This is a genomic window from Pseudomonas sp. RA_15y_Pfl1_P11 (genome assembly GCF_963970975.1).
Classification (GTDB): domain Bacteria; phylum Pseudomonadota; class Gammaproteobacteria; order Pseudomonadales; family Pseudomonadaceae; genus Aquipseudomonas; species Aquipseudomonas tritici.
Map to the genome: position 1 here is coordinate 302265 of NZ_CAXAOY010000003.1, position 20822 is coordinate 323086.

Consider the following 20822-nt stretch of genomic DNA (forward strand, 5'->3'; position numbering starts at 1 on the left):
GGCAGAGAGAGGCGAGCGCTGCCGGAGGGCACTGCAATGAGGTGGCGTCATACGTTCCAAACCCGCATCGCCGGAGTGCTCGCGCTGTTGCTGTTGGTCGTGGTCGCCGCTACTTACTTCGCCGTGAAGACCGCCACCACCCGCGCCGTGGAGAACCAGGCGCAAGTCCAACTGCAAACCGGCAGCCAGGTGTTTGAACGCCTGCTCGACCTGCGCGGGCATCGCCTGCAGTACGGGCTGGGCTGGCTGACCGTCGATATTCCCTTCAAAAAGGCCGTGGCCGAAGGCAAGGCGGCACCGATTCTCGCCGCGCTGCGTCGCCACGGCACGGGCATTCGCTCCAGCGAAGTGTTCGTACTGGGCCTGGATGGCAAGGTCATGGTCAGTACCTTGCCGATATTGACCCGCGGCGAGTTATTCCCCTATCACGACGCCCTGCGCCGTGCGCGGCGCACGGGGTTGCAGATGCTGATTGTGGCCATGGATGGGCGCCCGTATTTGCTGGTGCAGGATGAAGTGCTCGACCCGCTTCCCATCGCGCGCATCGTCATGGGCTTTCCCATGGACAAACTGTTCGCCAATGAATTGCGCGCCATGAGCAACCTGGAAGTGTCGTTCCTCAGCGTGCAGAACGGCGCGCCCGGCCCGTTGTTCAGCACTCAGCCGGATGCTCACCAAGCCGCCATCCTCAGCCTGTTACGTGACGAGCCCGTCGACCCCGAGCCAAGAATCCATGTGTTCTTCGGCCTACGTGTGCTCAGCCAAGTGTTGCCGCTGGACAACACCGGCGATGGCGATGAAGTGCGGGTGCTGCTGCAAAGCCGGCTGGACCATGCGCTGGAATCCTTTGCGCCGCTGGATCGGCAGTTCCTCGGGATCGCCCTGGCGGTGCTGCTGGTGTCGTTGGCCGGTGCGTTGTTTTTGGCACGCAGGGTGTCACGCCCGCTCAATGCCCTGGTGCAAGCGGCCGAACGGATTGGTGCCGGTGACTACCGCACGCCGGTGCGGGTGCGCAGCCATGATGAATTCGGCCTGTTGGCCCGGGCCTTCAACGCCATGCAAAGCGGCATCGCCGTGCGCGAGCGGCAATTGGCGCACAACGCACTGCACGATCCGCTGACCGGCCTGCCCAATCGCGCCTTGGTCATGGAGCGCCTGGGCAGTGCGATCAGCGCGGGGCGGCCAGTGGTGTTGCTGTACCTGGGGATCGAAAATTATCGGGTGATCAATGAAGATTTCGGCCCACAGGGCGTGGAAGAAATGCTGCGCGAGGCCAGCCGCTGCCTGTCCATGAGCCTGTTGGCCAGCGATACGGCGGCGCGCATCACCGGCAGTGAGTTCTTGCTGTTGCTGGAAAATACCGAAGTCGACCGCGCTGTAGCCCGCGCCGACCGCCTATACGCACTGCTCACCGAGCCCCATCGCATCGGCAATGACGAACTGCGCCACGAAGTGAGCATCGGCATCGCCGCCTACCCTGCCGACGGCCAGCAGGTGGACGAGTTGATCAGCCGCGCCGCGATCGCCCGGCATGACGCCGCGAGCCTGCCGGGGCATCTGCAGGTCTACCAGCAGGACCGCGACCTGGCCCACCAACGCCAGATCACCCTGATCCGCGACTTGCGGCGTGCGGCCCTTGAGGGGGAATTATTCCTTTGCTACCAGCCCAAACTCGATCTCAAGCACGGCCATGTGCGCCAGGCCGAAGCCTTGTTGCGCTGGCAGCACCCGACGTTGGGCCAGGTGTCTCCCGCCGAGTTCATCCCCCTGGCCGAGCGCACTGGCAGTATTCGCAACCTGACCCTGTGGGTGATCGAGGAAGCCATCCGCCAGATCGCCGAGTGGGCACAACGCGGCATGCTGATCCAGCTGTCAGTGAATATCTCAGTGGACGACCTGGCCGATGATGACCTGGCGATTCGCGTTACCGCCCTGCTGATGCAGTACCGCGTGGCGGCCGAACAACTGATCTTCGAAATCACCGAAAGCGCGATCATGCACAACCCGCAACAGGCCCTCAGCGTGCTGGAGCAACTGCGCGGCTGCGGCATCAGCCTGTCGGTGGATGACTTTGGTACCGGCTATTCGTCCCTCGCGCAATTGCAGCGCCTTCCGGTGCAAGAGTTGAAGATTGACCAGTCATTTGTGCGCAACCTCAGCAGTACCAGCGGCGACGCGGTGATCGTGCGCTCCACCATCGAGATGAGTCACAACCTGGGGCTCAAAGTGGTGGCCGAAGGGGTCGAGTTCGAGCCTAGCCTGAAGCTGCTCAAACAGTGGAAGTGCGACACTGCCCAGGGCTATTTGATCAGCCGGCCGTTGAATGCGATGGCGTTTGAGAGGTGGATGCGTCGGGAGCGAGCGCCGCTCTAAAGACCGGTACTCCCACATTTTGATCTTCGTCGTACATTAAAAAGGCGGCTACCTGTGAGGGTAGCCGCTTTTTTTACCGCCAGTTTCGCTTAATCCGGCAGTTTAAACGCCATCACATAATCACCCTGTTTGGTACCCAGGGAACCGTGACCGCCCGCCATGACCAGCACGTACTGCTTGCCGTCCTTGCCGGTGTAGGTCATCGGCGTGGTTTGCGCGCCTGCTGGCAGGCGACCTTCCCACAGTTGCTTGCCGTTTTTCACGTCATAGGCACGCAGGTACTGGTCGAGGGTGCCGCTGAGGAAGGACACGCCACCTGCGGTGGTGAATGTGCCGCCCAGGCTAGGCACGCCCAGGGTCAGTGGGATCGGAACCGGCGAGCTGTCGCGCACGGTGCCGTTTTTGTGCATCCAGATGGTTTTGTGGGTGGTCAGGTCGACCGCCGCCACGTAACCCCACGCTGGCGCCTGGCACGGCAGGCCCATTGGCGACAGCATGGCTTCGAGGATCACACCGTACGGCGCGCCTTTGTTCGGCTGCACGCCTTCGGTTTCACTGACGCGTGGGCCTTGCTTGGCGATGTCGGCCTTCGGGATCAGCTTCGATTTGAACGCCATGTAGCTTGGGTTCACGAAGGCGATCTGACGCACGGGGTCGACGGAAATGCCACCCCAGTCGAACACGCCAAAGTTACCCGGATAAACGATCGAACCTTGCAGCGATGGCGGGGTGAACGGGCCGTCGTAGCGCAGGGATTTGAAGTCGATGCGGCACAGCATCTGGTCGAACGGCGTCACGCCCCACATGTCACGCTCTTTGAGCGGCGGTGGCATGAAGTTCAGGTCCGACTTCGGTTGGGTAGGGGAGGTGCGGTCGCCCGCCACTGCGCCTTGCGGTACCGCCACTTCGTGGATCGGCACGACCGGTTGGCCGGTAGCGCGGTCCAGTACATAGATGCTGCCTTGTTTGGTCGACGCCATCACTGCCTGCTTCACGCCGGCTTCGGTCTTGATGTCGATCAGCGAAGGCTGGCCGCCCACGTCCATGTCCCACAGGTCGTGGTGAGTGAACTGGAAGGTCCACTTCACGTGGCCAGTGTCGATGTCCAGCGCAGTGAGGCCAGCAGCGTATTTTTCGGACTCGTCGGTACGGTCGCCGCCGTACTGGTCGGGCATCTGGTTGCCCATCGGCAGGTAGAGCATGCCGAGCTTTTCATCCACGGCGAACATGGACCACATGTTCGGCGAATTGCGGGTGTAGGTCTTGCCTTCGGCCAACGGGGTGGTGTCTTCCGGGTTGCCGCTGTCCCAGTTCCACACCAGCTTGCCGGTGTGCACGTCGAACGCGCGGATCACGCCGCTCGGCTCGTCGATGGAAACGTTGTCGGTCACGTGACCGCCGATCACGACCAGGTTCTTGGTCACGGCCGGTGGCGACGTGGAGTAGTAACCGCCTGGGGCGAAGCTGCCGATATTGGCACGCAGGTCGACCTGACCTTTGTCACCGAAGTCTTCGCACATCTTGCCGGTGTCGGCGTTCAGGGCGATCAGACGGGTGTCGGCGGTCGGTACGAAAATGCGTTTCGGGCAGGCATTCGGCGCGGCAGCCGGGCTGGCGGTGCCGGTCGGGCTCTGCGACGAAGCGTAGACGGCATCATCGTGATACGACACGCCACGGCAGGTCATGTGCGCCCAACCCTTGAAGTTCTCAGCACCCTGGGTGGTGATCTTCGGGTCGAAGCGCCAGATTTCCTTGCCGGTGTCCGGGTCCAGGGCAATCACTTGGCTGTGCGGTGTGCACACGTAGAGCATGCCGTTGACTTTCAGCGGGGTGTTTTCTGCGGTGGTTTCACCCGGGTCGCCTGCGCCAGGGATGTCACCGGTGCGGAAGGTCCACGCCGGCACCAGTTTGTGGGCGTTTTCCGGGGTGATCTGCGCCAGCGGCGAGTAGCGATCGCCAAAGGCCGAACGGCCGTAGGAGTTCCAGTCGCCATCGGCCTGGGCCGGTGCAGCGTTGGCCATGCCCGGTACCGCGTCGCGGTCCAGCTGGCCTTTGATTTCACCGGGGTTGGTGAATTGGCTGGCAATGGCGGCAGCACCGGCCAGCACCACGGCCACGCTCAGCGCGCCAGTGCCCAGCGGAGCAGGCTGGCCACGCAGCAACGGACGGCGAAACCACGGGAGCAGCATGATGAGACCCAGCGCGAACAGCAGCGCCAGGCGTGGCACCAATTGCCACCAGTCCAGGCCGACTTCCCACAGGGCCCACACGGTACTGGCGAACAGCACCAGTGCGTATAGACCCAGCGCGGCGCGGCGAGTAGCCAGCAGCAGAACGCCGGTCAGGGCGATGCCGATACCGGCCAGCAGGTAATACAGCGACCCGCCGAGCATCGTCAGCTTGATACCCCCGGCCAGCAAGGCCAGGCCCATGATCAGCAGCAAGACGCCTAGCAGCCTGGGCAGCAGGCGACTTGGGCTTGAGGCACCGTCAGTGCTCATAATTGTGTTTCTCCGTTGCGTTGGAATTATGTATCCCGTGTTTCTTCACTGTAGATGACGATTCGACACGGGCTTGGTTCAGCGTTAATTCAGTTTTCTGGGAATAAGCACGGTTATCCACAGGCGGGCGATTTATTCCCACGCGCAGGTCCGTGTAAGACAGCGCTGTCTTGATGGGCGGTATGAATCGGCAAGATGGGTTCGACCGGGAGGTGAAACGTTTCAGATTATTGCGGGCAAGGATAAAGGGAGTGCGCGTCGAGAGAAAGCGCAAATCGCAAGATGCATTATTTCAAATTGGGTAACAGTGACTAAATGTCGCTGCAAAACCATTGGGCAGGGCGGGATATTTGTAGTGAGCGAGCTTGCCTCGCGCGGGGCAAGCCCGCTCATTACAAATAGTGTTTGTACTTATTAGAAGGTGGTGCGAACGCCGAACTGCACGCTTCTGCCCGGCGCGGGTGCGATATCCCGCAGGATCGAGCTGGCGTAGCGCACGGTTTGGTTTGTCAGGTTTTCACCGTTCACAAACGCCAGCCATTGGCTGCCACCGAGATTGAAGCGATAGCCCGCGCTCGCCCCCAAGGTCGTATAGCCATCGGTGCCACTCTCGTTATCCGGCACGCGGCCTTGTCCGGCGGCATGTTCAACATCGATGCGTGCCTGCCAGCGGTCCAGCTCCCACAATAAGCCGCTGTTCAAGCGCAGCGGCGCAATACGCGGCAAGGCTTCACCGGTATCCAGGTTGTTCGCGCGGGTGTAGTCGCCCGACAGTTCCAGGGCGAACTTACCGTAGGCACTTTCGCCAAGTTTCCAGTGATCCTGGGCTTCGAAGCCGGCAAACCGTGCACGCACGCCGGTGTATTTGTACTCAGGAATACCGCCCGCGTCGTCTTCACCCTCATCGTTCAGTGTGCGACCGCTGCCCAGCAGGCCGATGTAGTTGGAGAAACGGCTGTAGAACACGCCAAAGCTGCCTTTGTGGGTGCCATTGTCAAAGCGCAGGGCCAGGTCGCTGGACACGGCTTTTTCTTTCTTCAGGTCGGCATCGCCCAGCTCGTAGGTGCCGGTGGCGACATGGGCACCGTTGGCGTACAGCTCGTAAAAGGTCGGCGCGCGTTCGGTATAGCCCAGGGTCGCGGCCAGGGACCAGATTGGCGTGAGTGTGTAGACCGCCCCGGAGGACAGGCTACCAGCGGTGAAATCATTGGATTTGTCTGCACTGGCGAAGCGCGCGTTGCCTTTGGCATCCGGGTCGACGCTGGTGTGTTCCAGGCGCCCGCCGAGGCTGAGTTTCAGGCGCTCGGTGGCCTGCATTTCTTCGAGGATAAACAGCGCGCCGGCGTTGGTGTCGGTCTGCGGCACGAAGGCTTCTTCACCGAGGGCCGAGAACTCGTTGCGGGTCACTTGTGCGCCAACCACGCCGTCGAACGGGCCGATGGGCTGGTGACGGGCTTCGACGCGCGCTTCATACCCCTTGTTCTTGAAGATCGTGCCGGTTTCGCCGCCTTCGATTTCACGGTGTTCGTAATCGGTGTAGCCCGCGTCAAGTTTTACCGAGGTAAACGGGCCTTGCAGGTTGCGGATCTCCGACGCGAACGCGTAGTGGTCCTGCTGCATGCGGATACGTACGTCCTGCTCGGCCGGGGAGCCATAGTTTGCGTCGTAGTTGCTGTAGGACAGCCCGGCATAACCGTCATCCCAGGTGTAGGACCCTCCCACCGCGCCGCCGTCCTGGCGGCCGTCGCTGTTGCCCAGGCGGCCGCTTTTGCCGGGTGCATCATTGGTTTCCGGGGCATGGCGGCTGCGCGCCTGGCCAGGGATTTTCAGGTCATTGAATTCCCGCGCATTGGCGTCCAGGTGCAAGGCAAAGGCGCCGTTACCGGCTTCCAGCCTGCCAGCGCTGCTGCGCGTAGTGTCGGCGCCGCCGTAGCGCAATTCACCGGCACCGTGGATGCCTTCGATGGCCTCGGTGGGGATACGGTTGTCGAACGTGTTGACCACGCCGCCGATGGCGCTGCCGCCGTACAACAACGCCGCCGGGCCGCGCACGATTTCAATGCGATCGACGTTAACCGGGTCCAGCGGCACCGCGTGGTCGTAGGACAGCGAAGAGGCATCCAGCGCACCCACGCCATTGCGCAGGACGCGGATACGGTCGCCATCCTGGCCACGGATGATTGGCCGGCTCGCGCCCGGGCCGAAGTAAGAAGACGACACGCCCGGCTGTTTGTTCAGGGTTTCACCGAGGCTGCCTTTTTGTTGCAGGGTCAGTTCATCGCCCTCCAGCACAGTGGTCGGCGAAGCAAGCTGTTCGCTGCCCAGCGGGTTACCGGTAATGACTTGGGGTTGCAGCTCCAGGGCGTGGGCTTCGGAGCAGATCAACAGGGCGGCGGCGAGTGGGGTCAAGCGCCACAAAGAAGAGAGGGGCATCGGACATTCCTTGGAAAAACGACGAAAAGATTTGAGATTTATAGTTACAATATAACATCTCCTTTTCGTTGGAGGCCGGAACTTTTTATAACGAGCAGGTGGGGTGATAAGGTGTGCGCCTTCGTGAACACATTTTTCATAGGCCTGGCATGACCGCGACAAGTAACGACCCACTCCACGGCGTGACCCTGCAGCACGTCCTCACCACCCTGGTGGAACACTACGAATGGGAAGGCCTTGCCGAGCGTATTGATATCCGCTGCTTCAAGAGTGACCCGAGCATCAAGTCGAGCCTCACCTTCTTGCGCAAGACGCCTTGGGCGCGGGAGAAAGTCGAAGGGTTGTACGTGAAACTGATGCGCACCAAACGCCCGTTGGATTGAACCCATGAAGCGGTTCGTGGCAGCAGTGGCGCTGGCCGGTTGGGCGGGGCTGGCGATCCAGCAATACCTGATTTTCTATTCGCGCTGGGCGTCCGGCGCCAGCCTGATGGGCGGGTTGATCAACTTTTTCAGCTTCTTTACCGTGCTCACCAACACCCTGGCGGTGGTGGTGTTGAGCTATGCGTGGGTGAATCGCGATTGCGCAGCGAAGCGGTTTTTCCTCGGGCCCAAGGTCAGCAGCGGCATCGCCGTGAGCATCGTGGTGGTGGGCCTGGCCTATAACCTGTTGCTGCGGCACTTGTGGCAGCCCGAAGGTTTCCAGTTTATCGCTGACGAGTTGCTGCACGACGTGATGCCGGTGCTGTTTTTTGTCTACTGGTGGCGGTATGTGCCCAAGGGCAGCTTGCACGTCAGGCACATTGCGGCGTGGGTGATTTACCCGCTGGTGTATTTTGGCTATGCGCTGCTGCGTGGGGATTTGCTCGGGCAGTATCAGTACCCGTTCATTGACGTGAGCACGTTGGGTTATCCACAGGTGTTTGCGAATGCCGGGGGGATTTTGGCGGGGTTTGTGTTGATTGCGTCGGCAGTGGTGGGCCTGGACAGGTTTCTAAAGCGAGCACGGTAAAACGGTAGGAGCGGGCTTGCTCGCGAATGCTGTGTGTCAATGGATGTATCTGTAACTGATCCAGCGTATTCGCGAGCAAGCCCGCACACATTTTGACCGCGTCAGGTTTAATTGTCTTCACTGCCCTCGGCGCGCCAGTAGCCTGCGGCCTTGAGGTATTCCTCATTGACCTTGTGCGTGTCCAGCAGCACTCGCCGTACTCGGCGCGACAGCTTGGTTTCGGTCGCCACGAAGCTGTACAGTGAACCGCTCGGCAGCGTCAGGTTCTGTACGGTGTCGAGCAGATCGTCCTGGCCACGCACCACCCATTTCACCTGCACATCGGCGGCACTTTGCAGTGCTTGCTGCTCCGCCGCATTGGCGATCTCAATCACGGCCAACACCTTGCGGCCCGCCGGCAGTTCTTCCAGGCGTCGCGCAATGGCAGGCAGCGCGGTTTCATCGCCGATCAACAGGTAGCTGTCGAAAATATCCGGCACGATCATCGAGCCTCGTGGCCCGCCGATGTACAGGTGTTGGCCGACCTGCACCTGCTCGGCCCAGGTGGAGGCAGGGCCATCGCCGTGCAGCACGAAGTCGATATCCAGCTCGCCAATACTCAGGTCGAAACGCCGTGGCGTGTAGTCGCGCATGGCCGGTTGCGGGCCATCACCCTTGATGCTGAAGCCCGGGCTTTCCAGCGCGGCCTGTTCAGCGGCGTTCTGCGGGAACAGCAGCTTGATGTGATCGTCGCTGCCCAGGCTCACAAAACCCGCCAGTTCAGGGCCGCCGAGGGTGACACGGCGCATGCGTGGGGTGATATCGACCACCCGCAATACGTCCAGGCGACGGCGTTTGATGTCGTGGGTAACGCGGTGGATGACTTGCGTATTCATTGGTCTTTCCCGTCGGCAATGGCTTGGGCGGTGCGATTGAGCAGCGCCGCGACACGAACGATTTCTTCCGGGCTCCAGCGCCCGTGGTGCGAATGCAAGGCATGACGCAGGTTGTGCACCGCCTCGTGGATTTCCGGCGGGCGGTCATGGCCACGCAGTGAACGCTTGCTGACGTCGATGCGCATACGCACGCCGTCCAGGGCAACCGCTTGCTCGCTTAAGAAGAGACGACCGGCGTCGGTGATTGTGTAGCGCTTTTTTCCGCCATCGGCGTCGCCCTGGATCAAATCGCTTTCTTCCAGAAAGGTCAGGGTCGGGTAAATCACACCCGGGCTGGGTGTGTAGGCGCCGTCAAACAGGCTTTCGATCTGGCGAATAAGGTCATAACCGTGGCACGGCTGTTCGGCGATCAGTGCCGGCAGCAGCAATTTCAAGTCGCCGGGCGCAAATACCCGAGGGCCACGACCGCGGCCGGCGCGTGGGTCAAAACCGTCACGTTGGTGAGGATGGTCTCGCATGGTAGGAGCCTCTGTGTGTGTCTAGATATAACGTAAGATATATCTTATGGTCGTGGCAAGGGCTCCAGACGGACGGTCAGCCACACCTGCGTCCCAGCGTTCTTCAGCTCACCGCTACTTGAAACATGTAATAGCAGGACGACTCGACTAAATAGAAAGTGGGTGGGGACGCGTAAAGGCTGTTGTTTTTTAGTTGTTGTAATACTAGTCTTACGGAACTGATCCGCAATAAATTATTATCATTTATTCACGTGTAGTCTGTTTCTTACGGGTAATTTTAAAGTTTTGGCAAAATGCCATGATTTTCCTATGTGTCATGGTGTAACTCGGCTACGCAACTAAACGAATCAGACGGCTTACTTAGTATTTATTGCTGTGGATACTTGCCTGGCGTTGAACAAGTCCCCGACTTGCAATGCAATTAGTTGGAAAATTAAACGCTTCCAACGCCTCTAAGAACCCTTTTTTTAGATGACAGGTATTCAGCATGTTCAAGAAATTCGCCGTAGCGGCACCTCTCGTCGCCGTCGCCATGTCCGCCACCACGGCTTTTGCGGTCGACGATGCGCGTTCGTCCATCAACATCACGGCCAATATCCCTACCAAGCAGTTTCACGCTCAGCCGCGTGACCCTAACTTTGGTAAGGATGAAACCATGAACTACAACCCTGTCAGCGGTGAACTGAGTTCCCTGCGGGCAACTTTCGATGTCAAGAACACCGACGGTTCGGTTCACGCCTACATCGAAGGCGGCCCGACCGCGGCTGCGTTATACAACGGCTCGGACAACATCGCGCTGACCAACACCTTCAACGGCGTCACCCTGACGGCCACCCCACAGGAAGTGGTTGATGATCCTCAATCCACCCCAGGCACCCAAGCTGATCTGGTCGTCACTCCGGCCAAACCGCTGGACACTCAGAACGGCCTCTACACTTCCAACTACACCGTGATCTTCGACGCCGTACCGCGTTGATGTGAGCCTGTGGTTCACCCCGTGAACGCGATGATTGCGGGGGTTTGAATAGACAGGCCGGCAGCTTCCTTCCCGAACGCCGGCCTGGTTTAACAGTTTCGACTGTCCGTACTGACGAGTATTCCGTCCATGTTTCCGATGACGCCACTGATGGGCGCGCTCGCGTTATTGCTGTGCGCCAATGCCCTGGCTGCACCGACAGTTCCCGGTACAACACCGGGTAGCTTGTTATCACAGTCCAAGGGACTGCCTGAAGAGTTTGAGCAACACTTTTTCGATGTGCCACTGGCGGTGCGCGTAGAACTCGATCAACAGTTTCTCGGCGAAGCCATGATTGTATTGGGCCGCGATGACCGTATTACCTTACTTGAGTTTACTGACCGGGGCGACAGTCAACTGTCTGCCGCTGTCAGTGCCACTTGGGAGCAACGCCTTAAAGACGGCATGCCCTTGGGCGGCTGCGAACAAAGTTGCCCGTCGCAATTGTTGGCGGTGCACTACAGCCTGGAAAACTCGCTGGTCTCGATCCTCACGGAAAACGTCGAGCGCAACGCGCAGGTGAAGCAGTTTTACGATCAGCCGGCAGCCGGCAGCCTGGGCATGATTTTCAATAACCAATTCAACCTCACCGGTGGCCAGGACGAGTCAGTCGGCGGCCGCTATGGCCTTGAGGCCAGTTCCAGCATTGGCAACTGGAGCCAGGCGATGAACCTGCAGTTGTCCCGCGTCGGTGGGGTGGACACCACGCTCTACCACGCCATGCACGAGCTTTACACCCAGCGCGAACTGGAAGGCAATTTCGTCCGCCTGGGCTACTTCACCCCTGGCTCCAACGGGCTCACGCGGCAGATTCGCTCATTCGGCGCCAACCCCGACACCGCCGTGGGTGTGATGTACGGCAGCTCCGACAGCCTGCTCATCAACAACCCCAAGCCCAGCGTCTACCCGGTGTACGTCACCGCCAGCCGCCAGGCATCGGTGGAAATCTACCGCGCCGGCCTGTTGATCAACACCCAGCCCGTCGCTGCCGGCTTGCAGACCCTCGACACCCGGCCCTTGCCGGGTGGTATCTACGAGGTGGAGGTGCGCCTGATCGAAGACGGTTTCACCACCGCCACCACCCAGGAGTTGATCTACAAGCCCAACAACTGGCGCAACGCTGATGAACGCTGGCGCTACAACACCTTCATCGGCCAGGAAACCAAACTGCTGAGCAACTGGGACGAGCAGTCGAGTCGCTTCATGACCTATGGCGCCGGGATTAACTACCTCGCGCATCCTCGGGTGATTCTCGGCCTGTCGACGCGCAAGGTGCGGGAAAAAATGCAGTACGGCACGTCCATCGACTGGACGCTCGCCAACAGCCTCAGCCTGTATGCCAACGTCTACCAGACCCAGGACCACGGCACCGGCGTCGACCTGCAAACCCTCTACAGCTATGGCCAGGGCAGCGTGGTGTTCAGCCACAACCGCAGTTGGCTCGACACCACGCGCACCTACGAGCTGCTGCCGGACGGCACGCGCATCCGACAGCGCAACGTGTTTATCGGCCAGACCAGCAACTCGTCGCTGTCCCTGAACCATCGCCTCAGCAACAAAAGTTCGATCAACTCGCGGCTGTCCTACAGCCAGGGCAACATCGAAGGCACGGGCGTGGACGTGGGTTGGACCCAACGCGGCACGTTCCTGGGCAGCGATGCCAACTGGCGTTTGTCGCTGTTCGACCGGCCCGCCACCTCAGCCACCGGTGACAACCGCAACCGCGGCGTCGACCTCAGCGTCAGCGTGGCCTTGGGTTCGCCGGGCGAGCAGTGGTCCGCCAGCATCGGCTCGCGTACCGCGCGTGACGGTGGTCGCGACAATAACGGCTCGCTGACCTACACCAAGACCCTTGACGATCACCTGCTGCAAAGCGTCTCCGGCACCGCGATTGCCGACACCTATGGCGTGGGTTTGTCGGGGCGCGCCAGCTTCCAGAGCGACGAACTCTATGGCGACACCTACGTGCAGCGCTCGTCGTTCAACGGGCGCCTGTCAGGTGGCTTGAACCTCAGCAGCACGGTCGCGGTGGGCGGCAGCAAAGCCGTGCTCAGCAGCCAACAGCAACGCGGTGGCGCAGGCATGATCGTCGACGTGGAAACCGACCTCGAAGACATCACCCTGCGCGCCGATGACTTGACCGGCGGCAGTTCACGCCTGCGGCCAGGGCGCAACTTTGTGCCGATCAGCGCTTACAAGAGCAGCACCCTCGCGTTCGACTTTGACGGCAACCATCCACCGGCCGCCAATATCCAGCCGGCGCGTACCCAATACCACCTGAACAAAGGCGGCGTGGAGTACCGCAAGATCAGCGTGATGCGCACCGTCACGGTGTTGGGCCGCCTGGTCGACGGGCAGGGCTCCCCCCTCAAGGGCCACCACGTGATCAACCACGCCAGCCGCGCGGTCAGCGAAGTGGACGGCTTCTTCTCAATGGAAATGAACGCCGGCGCGCCGACCCTGGAAGTGCGCTACGCCAACCAGTTGCGGTGCCAGTTCAGGCTCGACCCGAGCAAGGCGCGTCAGGAAAGCGATGTGCTGATGATCGGGGATTTGCGGTGCACGCCGGATACGTTGGCTGATATCGCCCTGACTGACCGAGCTGCGGGCTGATCACCTTTTTATGCAACGGCCTGAAACGGTCCTAGACAACCGTCTTCTCGCGATAAACCTGAGGTTGAGTAAATGAAACGTGTGTTGATGCTATACGCCTTATCGCTGTTTTCCCTTGCGGCCCTGGCCGGCCCGCAGATCAATGTGGGGGTGGTGTACGACTACCTCGACGGCGATAGAAGTACCTACATGAAACGTGTGTTTAACGGCGGTACATCCACCGCGTTCGTCAAGGTCAATATCCTTGAGATGATCTATAACGACGACGGCAGCTACCGCGAAGTGCCGCTGCAAAACCAGGTGGGCGCCGTTGCGCGCGAAGGCTTGATGGCGAGCCCTGCGCGCTTGATCGTGCCGGCCAACGGCACACAGGGCACGCGCTTGCTGTTCATGGGCAACCGCGACAAGGAGCGCTATTTCCGCGTGCGCTTCGTGCCGGTGGTGCCGCAGTCCGACGATGACTTTGCCGTTACCGATGAAGAGCGCGACGAGTATCAGCAAAGCCTCGCGGCGGGTGTCAGGGTTTTGGCCGGCTACGGCACGGTGTTTTTCGTACGGCCCAAGGTCACCCGGTTCGACACGGCGATCCAGGACAACGCCACGCGATACACCCTAAGCAACAACGGCAACAGTGTGGTGGTGATCGACGAGTTCAAGGACTGCTCGGCCGAGTCCCCGCAAGAGTGCCGGCCGACCCTGCGTCACCACATCCGTGCCGGGCGTTCGTATGGCTTCGACAAGCAACCGGGTCGCGAATACCGCTTTAGCCTGATCGAAGGCGACGAGACCAGAAAAATCGAGGTCAAGGGGTAAACCTATGTACAAGCTCCTGGCCCTGGCCATGTTAGTCATCGTCCTTGGGATGACGGGGTCGCGGATTCACGCCGCCGTTGAGCGCGAGACGTTTGAAGTGTCTGTGACCATTCCGACGGCCGACTTTTATGTGCTGCCGGTCGACCCGCAACTGGTGCAGCGCGACCAGAAACTGGTCTACAACCCGGTGAGTTCCCAGTTGGCCACCTTGCGCGCGCCGTTCGATGTGAAAAATATCGCTGGGGCCATTGGTGCGCGGCTGGACCAGGAGGCGTACCTGTCCAACGGCACCGAGCGCGTTGACCTGCGCGTGACCTTCAATGAGGTGGAATTGGGGTTGAACCAGACCGAGGTGGTGTCCACAGCCCAAGCGCGGCCCGGCACACGCGTGAGCCTGGAAATCGCCGCCATCAAACCGGACGACGATTACCGGCCCGGCCATTACTACGGCACCGTGCACATGGTGTTCGATGCAATTGCGCCCTGATCGACTGGAGATTTATTGATGAATGTATTGAGTGGGCGCTGGATTGCGATGCTCGCATTTTTTTTGTGGACGGCGCATGCCCAGGCGCTCGTGCAGGAAATGACGGCTGAGTTTCGCCCTGACCCGTCTAATCCGATGATCAATCGGTTTAAAAACACCACGCCGGAAAGTGGCATTTGTCCTTGGCATATGCCAGAGCGTTGCAAGCAATTAGGTATCTTCAGTATTCGGACCACGGCGATTCAGTTCAACTCCAGTGGCCCAATCCTCGGCAATCACACAGACCCGCGCAAAGGCGCGATGTTCAAGGTGCCCACCGAATGGCGTGACCTGCAGGTGACCAATACGGTGACAGCAAAAACCGAAACGCTGCAGGTCAGAATTGCTGGCATTGGGGGTAAGTACGTGTTGCCCGTTGCTGACCGGTGGCTTTGGCTTTATGGCACTCTTGGATGGAAAATCGCCCGAAGTCCTTGCGTGTCCACGGACTACGCGATTGGCAACGATCTCTTTTTGTTGTGGTCGTGGATCACACCCGTTGGCATCGGAGCGTGCGCTGTGCCTGCGGCCAAGGACATTTCAACCCTGTTTTACGAAACGTTCGAGTATTCGTACGAATTGAAAACCCCCAACCCCTTGCAAATGGATGCCGGCCAATACGTTGGCAGCACGACCTACACCATCGGGCCCGGTGCGGATTTTGACTTCGGCGACATCATGATCCCCACCGACAACGTGCTGACCTTCAACTTCACCCTGGATGTGGATCACCACCTCAAAGCCGAAGTCCCCCCTGGTGGCAACCGCATCCAGCTTGAACCCCAGGGCGGCTGGCAAGCCTGGCTGCAGAACGGCCGTAGGCCCAGCCGGCTGTTCCGCGACCAGACCGTCAACCTGTGGGCCAGCTCGCAATTCAAGATGACCCTGGAATGCCCGGAACCCATGGGCAACAGCTGCAGCCTGCGTAACGCTGCCGGTCATCAGGTACCGCTGGACGTCGCCGTCAGTTTGCCGCATGGCCTTGTCGACGCTGCCGGGCGCCCGGTCAACCGCTTGCCCCTGCGCCTGGACGGCAGCGGTACCGAACTGTTCCAGCCGATAAACTACATCAACCGCAAACCCAGCACTTTGCACTTTGAAGTCAAGGCCGACGCCGTGGCCGAAATGCTTGAACAGGCCGGGAGTACCTACAGCGGCGTAGTCACCGTGGTGTGGGATTCGCAGGCCTAGCGTTTCCCGTGGCGAGCGGGCCTGTTGTGTCACGCGGGCGCGCCCGCTCGCCACGGCGCTCAATAGTTAGTGCGCTTGCTGTGGCGTGCCCCGGCCGCTTTCGTAGTCGTTCAGGCGATGTAAGGCGTTGCGGGTCAGTTGGTGGGCAAGGGCGGTTTCACTGATTTGGTCATCCGTGAAGCCGCCTGCGAGCAGACGTTCGTACGTTTCGGTGGTCATTGGCTTGCCCGTGAGGACGACGTCGTGGGGCACGTTCAGCGCATCCGCCAACGTCAGCAGGTGTTGCTTGAGCGTGGGTTGCTCTTCAGGGGGCCGCGATTGGCCTTTAGCCCATTGATCTTGCGCGTCTCGCAGTTCGTCCAGCGGGCCGATCAACTCATAGCCGCGGTCCAGGCTAGCGGCGAATTGCTCGGCATGCCGGGCATGCAAATACTCAACCCAGAACGGCTGATCGAGCATGCCCGCCGCCAGTCCGTCCCCGGCCTCTTGAGCGATCACCTGGTTGTACGCCGTTTCAAGGCTGGGTTCATCCACCTTCGCTGTCATGCGGTAGGTCATGTGCTCGGCGATCCAGGGCAAGTCGAGGCGTCGTTTGAGCCCGGTGTGGTAGGCCAGGTAAACCTCCACCTCATCCACCGTTCCCGGCACACCGTCGATAACGTCAGTGGTAAAGCGCAACCCGTGTCCGCCTTCCTCGGGCGCAGTGATGCGCAAGCGGATAGCGGCTTGCGCCACTTTGTTCAGGCGATCCAGGCGTGTTTTACCCCTGGCCAGGTGGGACAGTTTCAAGTCCCGATCGAGGCCGAGCAGATCACGGTTGATCTCGACGAGCAGCACCTCGTAGCCCATGGCATTGAACACATGTGCGCCGGCATCGGCGCAGGTCAACGGGTTGCTGGCCATGAGAAACAGTCGCAAGCGCAGCGCCTCATCGCCTTGCATCGCCAACAGCATGCGCCAGACCTTTGCGGTCAGTTCGCGGCGACCCTGTGCAAACATCGCTTCATCGTTGGGGTCCTCGAAATACGCCGACGGTTCAAGGCTCTTGATCACCTCAAAGAACCCCTGCGAGCCGTGTTCCTCTTCAAGTTCCTGCCACAGTTGCCGCAGCCAGGGGCTGTGTTCAGGCGTTTCGAGTTCAAGCCAATAAGCCGCGTCGCCTTTCGGCGGATAGAGGCGGAACGGGTCCAGCCCTGCCTCGATCCGGTAGCTCACCAGTCGTTTCTCGGCGTCAGTGGTCAGGTGGTTGCGATCCAGGCGCACCCGCGCCACCAGTTCGGCCTCGGGCTGCCAGGGCAGAAATGCCGGCACGTCGATAATCGCCGTGTGTTGTATATCGAGAAAAAAATGCGCCGGGCTCCGCCTTGGAAACAGCCCTTGCGGCCATTCGCTGATCGCCGTGTTGCGCAGGCACAGCCAGCGCAGGTCAGGCAGTTGGGAAAGGTTTGGCGCTACAGTCAGGTTGCGGTTGTCCGCCAGGGACAAGCGCCGCAGACGCCGCATGCCGCTGAGCTTGGCCAGACCGTGCGCCTCCCACTGAATCGGCGTGCGATCCAGGTTCAGGGTTGTCAGGCTGCGCATTCCGGTCAGCGCATCAGGCAAGCGCGTCAATCCATTGCCGGAAAGGTCCAGGTTGTGCAGCCGTGGAAACACGCTGAGAAAGTGCGTATCGCTGTCGGTCAGTTCGGCGTCGATCAAATCCAGCTGCAAGATATGTTCAAAGCGGGTACGCAGGCGCAGGTCGCTCAGCAGCCCTGACAGCTCAACCCCATTGAGGGTCAAGCCGAAACCGTCCGGGTCGGGGTCAATGTTCTGTTCCCAGGTGCGCAGCAGCGCCGTGGCCAATTCTTGCTTTATGCGGCCCATGTGCGGGTGTTCCAGCGCCGGCGCGGCGTCCAGCCAATTATTCAGGTCTTCCTCCAGGCGGGATTTTTCCAGCGCTCGCGCCTCGAAAAGATCGCGTTGCACCGAGTCATCGAGGCCCAGCAGATAAGTCTCGATCACGATCTGCGGCGCAAAAGGGTAGAGCGCCTTGACCCGATCCCTCAACGACGTGGGAAACAGCTCGCACATCCATTGACCCATCCGGTGCATCGGTTTTTGCGTCAGCACCAGCGCATCCCTGGGCGCGTTCGCGGGCTTACCGGCCGGTTCAAACAGGCTGCGCCGTTGCTGCGGCGTTTGAATGCGGTCCATCAGCCAGCGCTTGAGCGTCGTCCCCTCATTGAGCTTCAGGGCGGCGCTTGTGTCGACGGGCAACGCCAGTAGCAGCGCGTCAAAAAAATCATCCATGTGTTGCAACGCGTGCTGACGCTCGTCGTACAGCTGATAACCGCCATCGTGCGCGACCAGCACCCGCGTGCGGCGTGCACCCTGCGGCCCGGCACTCGCGCGCAGAGTGCCCTGCAGGTGTTGCTGGCGCACTTCGATTCGACAATCACCCAGCGCATCGCTGTTGACGCGCAGGGTATTGAGGCTCATCTGTTCGGCATCGGCGCCGAACAGTTCGGGTTCGTGCAAGCCCTGAAAGGCATGGGCGGCGCGTGCCTGCCACTGCCATTCGCGGGCGAGATTTTTCAAGCGCAGAGGCAGGCGTTGTTCTTCGCGCAGGCGCCTCAACTCCGCCGGGCGGGCGTGGTCGAGCACACTTTGCAACAGGCTTTTGGGCAGGTCCGGCATGGCTTGACGCACCCGCAACGCGGTTTCATCGTGCAGCTCTTCGCTGTTGCGATACAGGTAGTCGAACACCGCACCATGACGGCGCTCGAGGTTGTCGGCGAGGCGCTCACGCAGTGCCTGGATGCGCGCCGGGCGCTGGTCCGGCAACTCGCCGAGCAGCGCGCTCAGTTGTGTGTCGTCGAGCACGTCTAGCAGGCGCTCCGGCAACGTGCCTTGGTTAAGGGCCTCCTGGCTGATGGCAAGTACCTCGCCGGCGTCCGGCTCACCGAAGCGTAAGCAAGCGCCGCTGAGGTCTGCGTTTTCATACACGTCGATCGCCACATCGGCCGGCCAACCCTGCAGCTCACGGGCCAGGTGCGGGCTCCAGTAAGTGTCCTGGTCCACCGGTTTGCCCTCACGCAAGCGCTGCACCATGTCGCGGGTGTCCTGGCTCAGGCGCACGCGTTTGACGGTGTCGTCCAACAACGGTGCGCGCAGGTGCTCTGATTGCACGGCGCGCAATACGCCATGGTCGACACCGCTGATGCTGCGGATGTGCGCCTGTTGCTCGTCGCTGAACGGCCCCAGTTGGCGCCACAGTTGTTGTTCACTCCAGGCTTGCGGCTGGTCGAGGTACTGCAGGGGCGGCGCATAGGCGTCCGGGCGGCTGGCGTGCTGGACCCGGTAGGTGGCCTCAGGCGCATCCAGGGCGACGGCATAGTGTTGGCCATCCACCGGCAACAAGCTGCGGTCATTGTGCTGGAGTAGGCCGCGCTCATCCGGCGTCAAGTCGGCGGGCAGGTCCAGTCGCGGTTGCGCGTAGGGCTTTGGATCAGGGTTCCACAACTGCGTTTTGCCGTTGAAGCTGATCGGCTTGAGCTGATTGACGAAGGCCGACTGTGCAAAGTGTCCGGCCACGCCAAAGGCACCCAGTTGCACCACCTGGCTGACCACGCCGATCAGATGGCCGGCGGCTTCGCGGGCCTGGCCCTCGGTGAGGTCCACCACACCTTCGACCACTTCATCGAGCAATTGATAGGCGGTATAGGCCAGTGTCAGCTCGCCCAGCAACGGCACGAACGGCGTGATCACCAGCAGCGCCGCATTGAATACTTCTTCGAGCAATTGACTGAAATTGTCCCACCAACTCCAACGAGCACGGCTGTCGGCGTAGGCGGTAGCCACCGCCAGTTCGCGGCCGTCGTTGAGTATTTTATTCAACATCGATTGGTAGCGGTGCTGCCACAAATCGCCATTGATGAGGGTTGCCTCAAAACGCGGGCGCTGTTGCAGCGCACTGAAAAAACGCCCGCGCTGCTGCTGATCGACGAACTGGCTGAAGAACGCTGGGTAGCCCGTATCCTTCAGCCTCGCTTGCAAGTCATCCATCAGCGCGACGGTGCTGACGTACTGCTTTATCGGGGTTTTCAGCTCGTGGGGGATGTACATCACGATGGGGACGAGGGTCGTGGCTGCAAGCAGATCAGGCGCAATCAGCAGGATGCCGGTCAGTTGCGTGTCCTGTATGCGCAGTTGATAAAACTGCATCACGCCGCGCTCGCCGGCTACGGCGCGCTGCACCAGGTGAAAGGTCGCCGCGTCGAGCTCACCGGTATGCAGCGCCAGGTGCGCCGCCGCGTTCAAGGCGGCTTTCTGGCTGGCGATGACCTCAGTTTGCAAGGCGTCCTTGTCTGCCTTTGCAGGCGGCTGCAGGTAACGCTGCAGATGCCGCTGGTACTGCGCGCCCAGGTCCAGCTCGCGGCACAGCGTCACGAACTGCGCGATGCTCATGCGGTCTTTCATCGGCGTGATCATGAAGTGCCCGCGCGCATCAGGCCGGGTGATGTAGCTGGAATCGGTACTGAACACCTCGCTCCTGGCGAAGTTGTGCAGCGCGGCGTCCAGCAGGGACACGCTGCGGCTGGTCGTGCCCTTGAGCCAGGTGCCTTTTTCGCTGTGCAAGAACAGGTAGATGGCCTTGACGTCGAGGTGCAGCGCGTAGCGTTGCTTCAGTGCATGGGTGAGCAAGGGTTCGGCGAAGGCGTGCAGGTCGAGCACTGCGTCCAGACGTTTATCGACGCTGTTCTGCGCACGCCAGGCGTGCGCGTTGGCACGTTTGAGCGGTGCTTGAGGCGTGCCGGCCAGCCGATGGAAGGTCGTCAGTGCCGCCATCGACGCGCCTTGCAGACGCTGGGCGCGCGGCCAGGCGGTGCTGCGCAGCCAGTCGGGAAGGTTGAGTGTGATCACAGCGTCAGGTGTGACAGGCATGGCGGATGACCTCGAGTGCTATTCAAG

General features: G+C 60.9%; 13 protein-coding genes. 8 read left to right on the forward strand and 5 right to left on the reverse strand.

Annotated elements, in window-relative coordinates; genetic code table 11:
- Nucleotides 1-36 precede the first annotated feature (36 nt).
- Nucleotides 37-2373, forward strand: coding sequence for a putative bifunctional diguanylate cyclase/phosphodiesterase (locus AACY44_RS05515; protein ID WP_339427121.1), 2337 nt, complete (start codon nt 37-39; stop codon nt 2371-2373).
- An 89-nt stretch (nt 2374-2462) separates the two neighbouring features.
- Here the strand turns inward: AACY44_RS05515 and AACY44_RS05520 are convergent, their stop codons facing one another.
- Together AACY44_RS05520 and AACY44_RS05525 are read right to left on the reverse strand one after the other, a co-directional pair.
- A complete protein-coding gene (locus AACY44_RS05520) occupies nt 2463-4874 on the reverse strand; it encodes a glucose/quinate/shikimate family membrane-bound PQQ-dependent dehydrogenase (protein WP_339455541.1) in 2412 nt (803 codons plus the stop codon).
- Nucleotides 4875-5288: 414 nt separating this feature from the next.
- Nucleotides 5289-7307, reverse strand: coding sequence for a TonB-dependent receptor (locus tag AACY44_RS05525; RefSeq protein ID WP_339455543.1), 2019 nt, complete (start codon nt 7305-7307; stop codon nt 5289-5291).
- Between the two features lie 149 nt (nt 7308-7456).
- On the opposite strand from AACY44_RS05525, the gene AACY44_RS05530 reads away from it, so the two are divergent.
- Nucleotides 7457-7690 carry a VF530 family protein gene (locus AACY44_RS05530; protein WP_012722427.1) on the forward strand — a complete coding sequence of 78 codons (234 nt, stop codon included), beginning with the start codon at nt 7457-7459 and terminating at the stop codon, nt 7688-7690.
- A 4-nt stretch (nt 7691-7694) separates the two neighbouring features.
- A complete protein-coding gene (locus tag AACY44_RS05535) occupies nt 7695-8318 on the forward strand; it encodes a Pr6Pr family membrane protein (protein WP_339417785.1) in 624 nt (207 codons plus the stop codon).
- Nucleotides 8319-8425: 107 nt separating this feature from the next.
- On the opposite strand, the gene AACY44_RS05540 is transcribed toward AACY44_RS05535, so the two are convergent.
- Both AACY44_RS05540 and AACY44_RS05545 read right to left on the reverse strand, forming a co-directional pair.
- Nucleotides 8426-9193 carry a siderophore-interacting protein gene (locus tag AACY44_RS05540; protein WP_339417786.1) on the reverse strand — a complete coding sequence of 256 codons (768 nt, stop codon included), beginning with the start codon at nt 9191-9193 and terminating at the stop codon, nt 8426-8428.
- Nucleotides 9190-9711, reverse strand: a complete 522-nt coding sequence (locus AACY44_RS05545; protein ID WP_049709805.1) for a PadR family transcriptional regulator — start codon at nt 9709-9711, stop codon at nt 9190-9192. Before AACY44_RS05545 ends, AACY44_RS05540 begins: the two co-directional genes overlap by 4 nt.
- 487 nt (nt 9712-10198) lie before the next feature.
- Here AACY44_RS05545 and AACY44_RS05550 point away from each other — a divergent pair, with 487 nt between their 5' ends.
- The 5 genes from AACY44_RS05550 to AACY44_RS05570 all read left to right on the forward strand — a co-directional run bounded on the left by AACY44_RS05550 (nt 10199) and on the right by AACY44_RS05570 (nt 15869).
- Complete coding sequence (locus tag AACY44_RS05550) at nt 10199-10687, forward strand: CS1 type fimbrial major subunit (protein ID WP_339435855.1); 489 nt, start codon at nt 10199-10201, stop codon at nt 10685-10687.
- Between the two features lie 129 nt (nt 10688-10816).
- Nucleotides 10817-13339, forward strand: coding sequence for a CS1-pili formation C-terminal domain-containing protein (locus tag AACY44_RS05555; RefSeq protein ID WP_339417788.1), 2523 nt, complete (start codon nt 10817-10819; stop codon nt 13337-13339).
- Nucleotides 13340-13411: 72 nt separating this feature from the next.
- Nucleotides 13412-14152 (forward strand): molecular chaperone, encoded by a 741-nt coding sequence (locus AACY44_RS05560; protein ID WP_339417790.1) that lies wholly within the window; start codon nt 13412-13414, stop codon nt 14150-14152.
- A 4-nt stretch (nt 14153-14156) separates the two neighbouring features.
- Complete coding sequence (locus AACY44_RS05565) at nt 14157-14639, forward strand: CS1 type fimbrial major subunit (RefSeq protein ID WP_339417792.1); 483 nt, start codon at nt 14157-14159, stop codon at nt 14637-14639.
- An 18-nt stretch (nt 14640-14657) separates the two neighbouring features.
- Nucleotides 14658-15869: a hypothetical protein gene (locus tag AACY44_RS05570; RefSeq protein WP_339455545.1), complete on the forward strand. Its 1212-nt coding sequence runs from the start codon at nt 14658-14660 to the stop codon at nt 15867-15869.
- Nucleotides 15870-15935: 66 nt separating this feature from the next.
- On the opposite strand, the gene AACY44_RS05575 is transcribed toward AACY44_RS05570, so the two are convergent.
- Nucleotides 15936-20795, reverse strand: coding sequence for an NEL-type E3 ubiquitin ligase domain-containing protein (locus AACY44_RS05575; protein WP_339529898.1), 4860 nt, complete (start codon nt 20793-20795; stop codon nt 15936-15938).
- Nucleotides 20796-20822: the final 27 nt, after the last annotated feature.

Bases quoted from the DNA above. Each gene is read 5' to 3' on its own strand.
- AACY44_RS05515 (WP_339427121.1), top strand. From the start codon at position 37: ATGAGGTGGCGTCATACGTTCCAAACCCGCATCGCCGGAGTGCTCGCG.
- AACY44_RS05520 (WP_339455541.1), bottom strand. From the start codon at position 4,874: ATGAGCACTGACGGTGCCTCAAGCCCAAGTCGCCTGCTGCCCAGGCTG.
- AACY44_RS05525 (WP_339455543.1), bottom strand. From the start codon at position 7,307: ATGCCCCTCTCTTCTTTGTGGCGCTTGACCCCACTCGCCGCCGCCCTG.
- AACY44_RS05530 (WP_012722427.1), top strand. From the start codon at position 7,457: ATGACCGCGACAAGTAACGACCCACTCCACGGCGTGACCCTGCAGCAC.
- AACY44_RS05535 (WP_339417785.1), top strand. From the start codon at position 7,695: ATGAAGCGGTTCGTGGCAGCAGTGGCGCTGGCCGGTTGGGCGGGGCTG.
- AACY44_RS05540 (WP_339417786.1), bottom strand. From the start codon at position 9,193: ATGAATACGCAAGTCATCCACCGCGTTACCCACGACATCAAACGCCGT.
- AACY44_RS05545 (WP_049709805.1), bottom strand. From the start codon at position 9,711: ATGCGAGACCATCCTCACCAACGTGACGGTTTTGACCCACGCGCCGGC.
- AACY44_RS05550 (WP_339435855.1), top strand. From the start codon at position 10,199: ATGTTCAAGAAATTCGCCGTAGCGGCACCTCTCGTCGCCGTCGCCATG.
- AACY44_RS05555 (WP_339417788.1), top strand. From the start codon at position 10,817: ATGTTTCCGATGACGCCACTGATGGGCGCGCTCGCGTTATTGCTGTGC.
- AACY44_RS05560 (WP_339417790.1), top strand. From the start codon at position 13,412: ATGAAACGTGTGTTGATGCTATACGCCTTATCGCTGTTTTCCCTTGCG.
- AACY44_RS05565 (WP_339417792.1), top strand. From the start codon at position 14,157: ATGTACAAGCTCCTGGCCCTGGCCATGTTAGTCATCGTCCTTGGGATG.
- AACY44_RS05570 (WP_339455545.1), top strand. From the start codon at position 14,658: ATGAATGTATTGAGTGGGCGCTGGATTGCGATGCTCGCATTTTTTTTG.
- AACY44_RS05575 (WP_339529898.1), bottom strand. From the start codon at position 20,795: ATGCCTGTCACACCTGACGCTGTGATCACACTCAACCTTCCCGACTGG.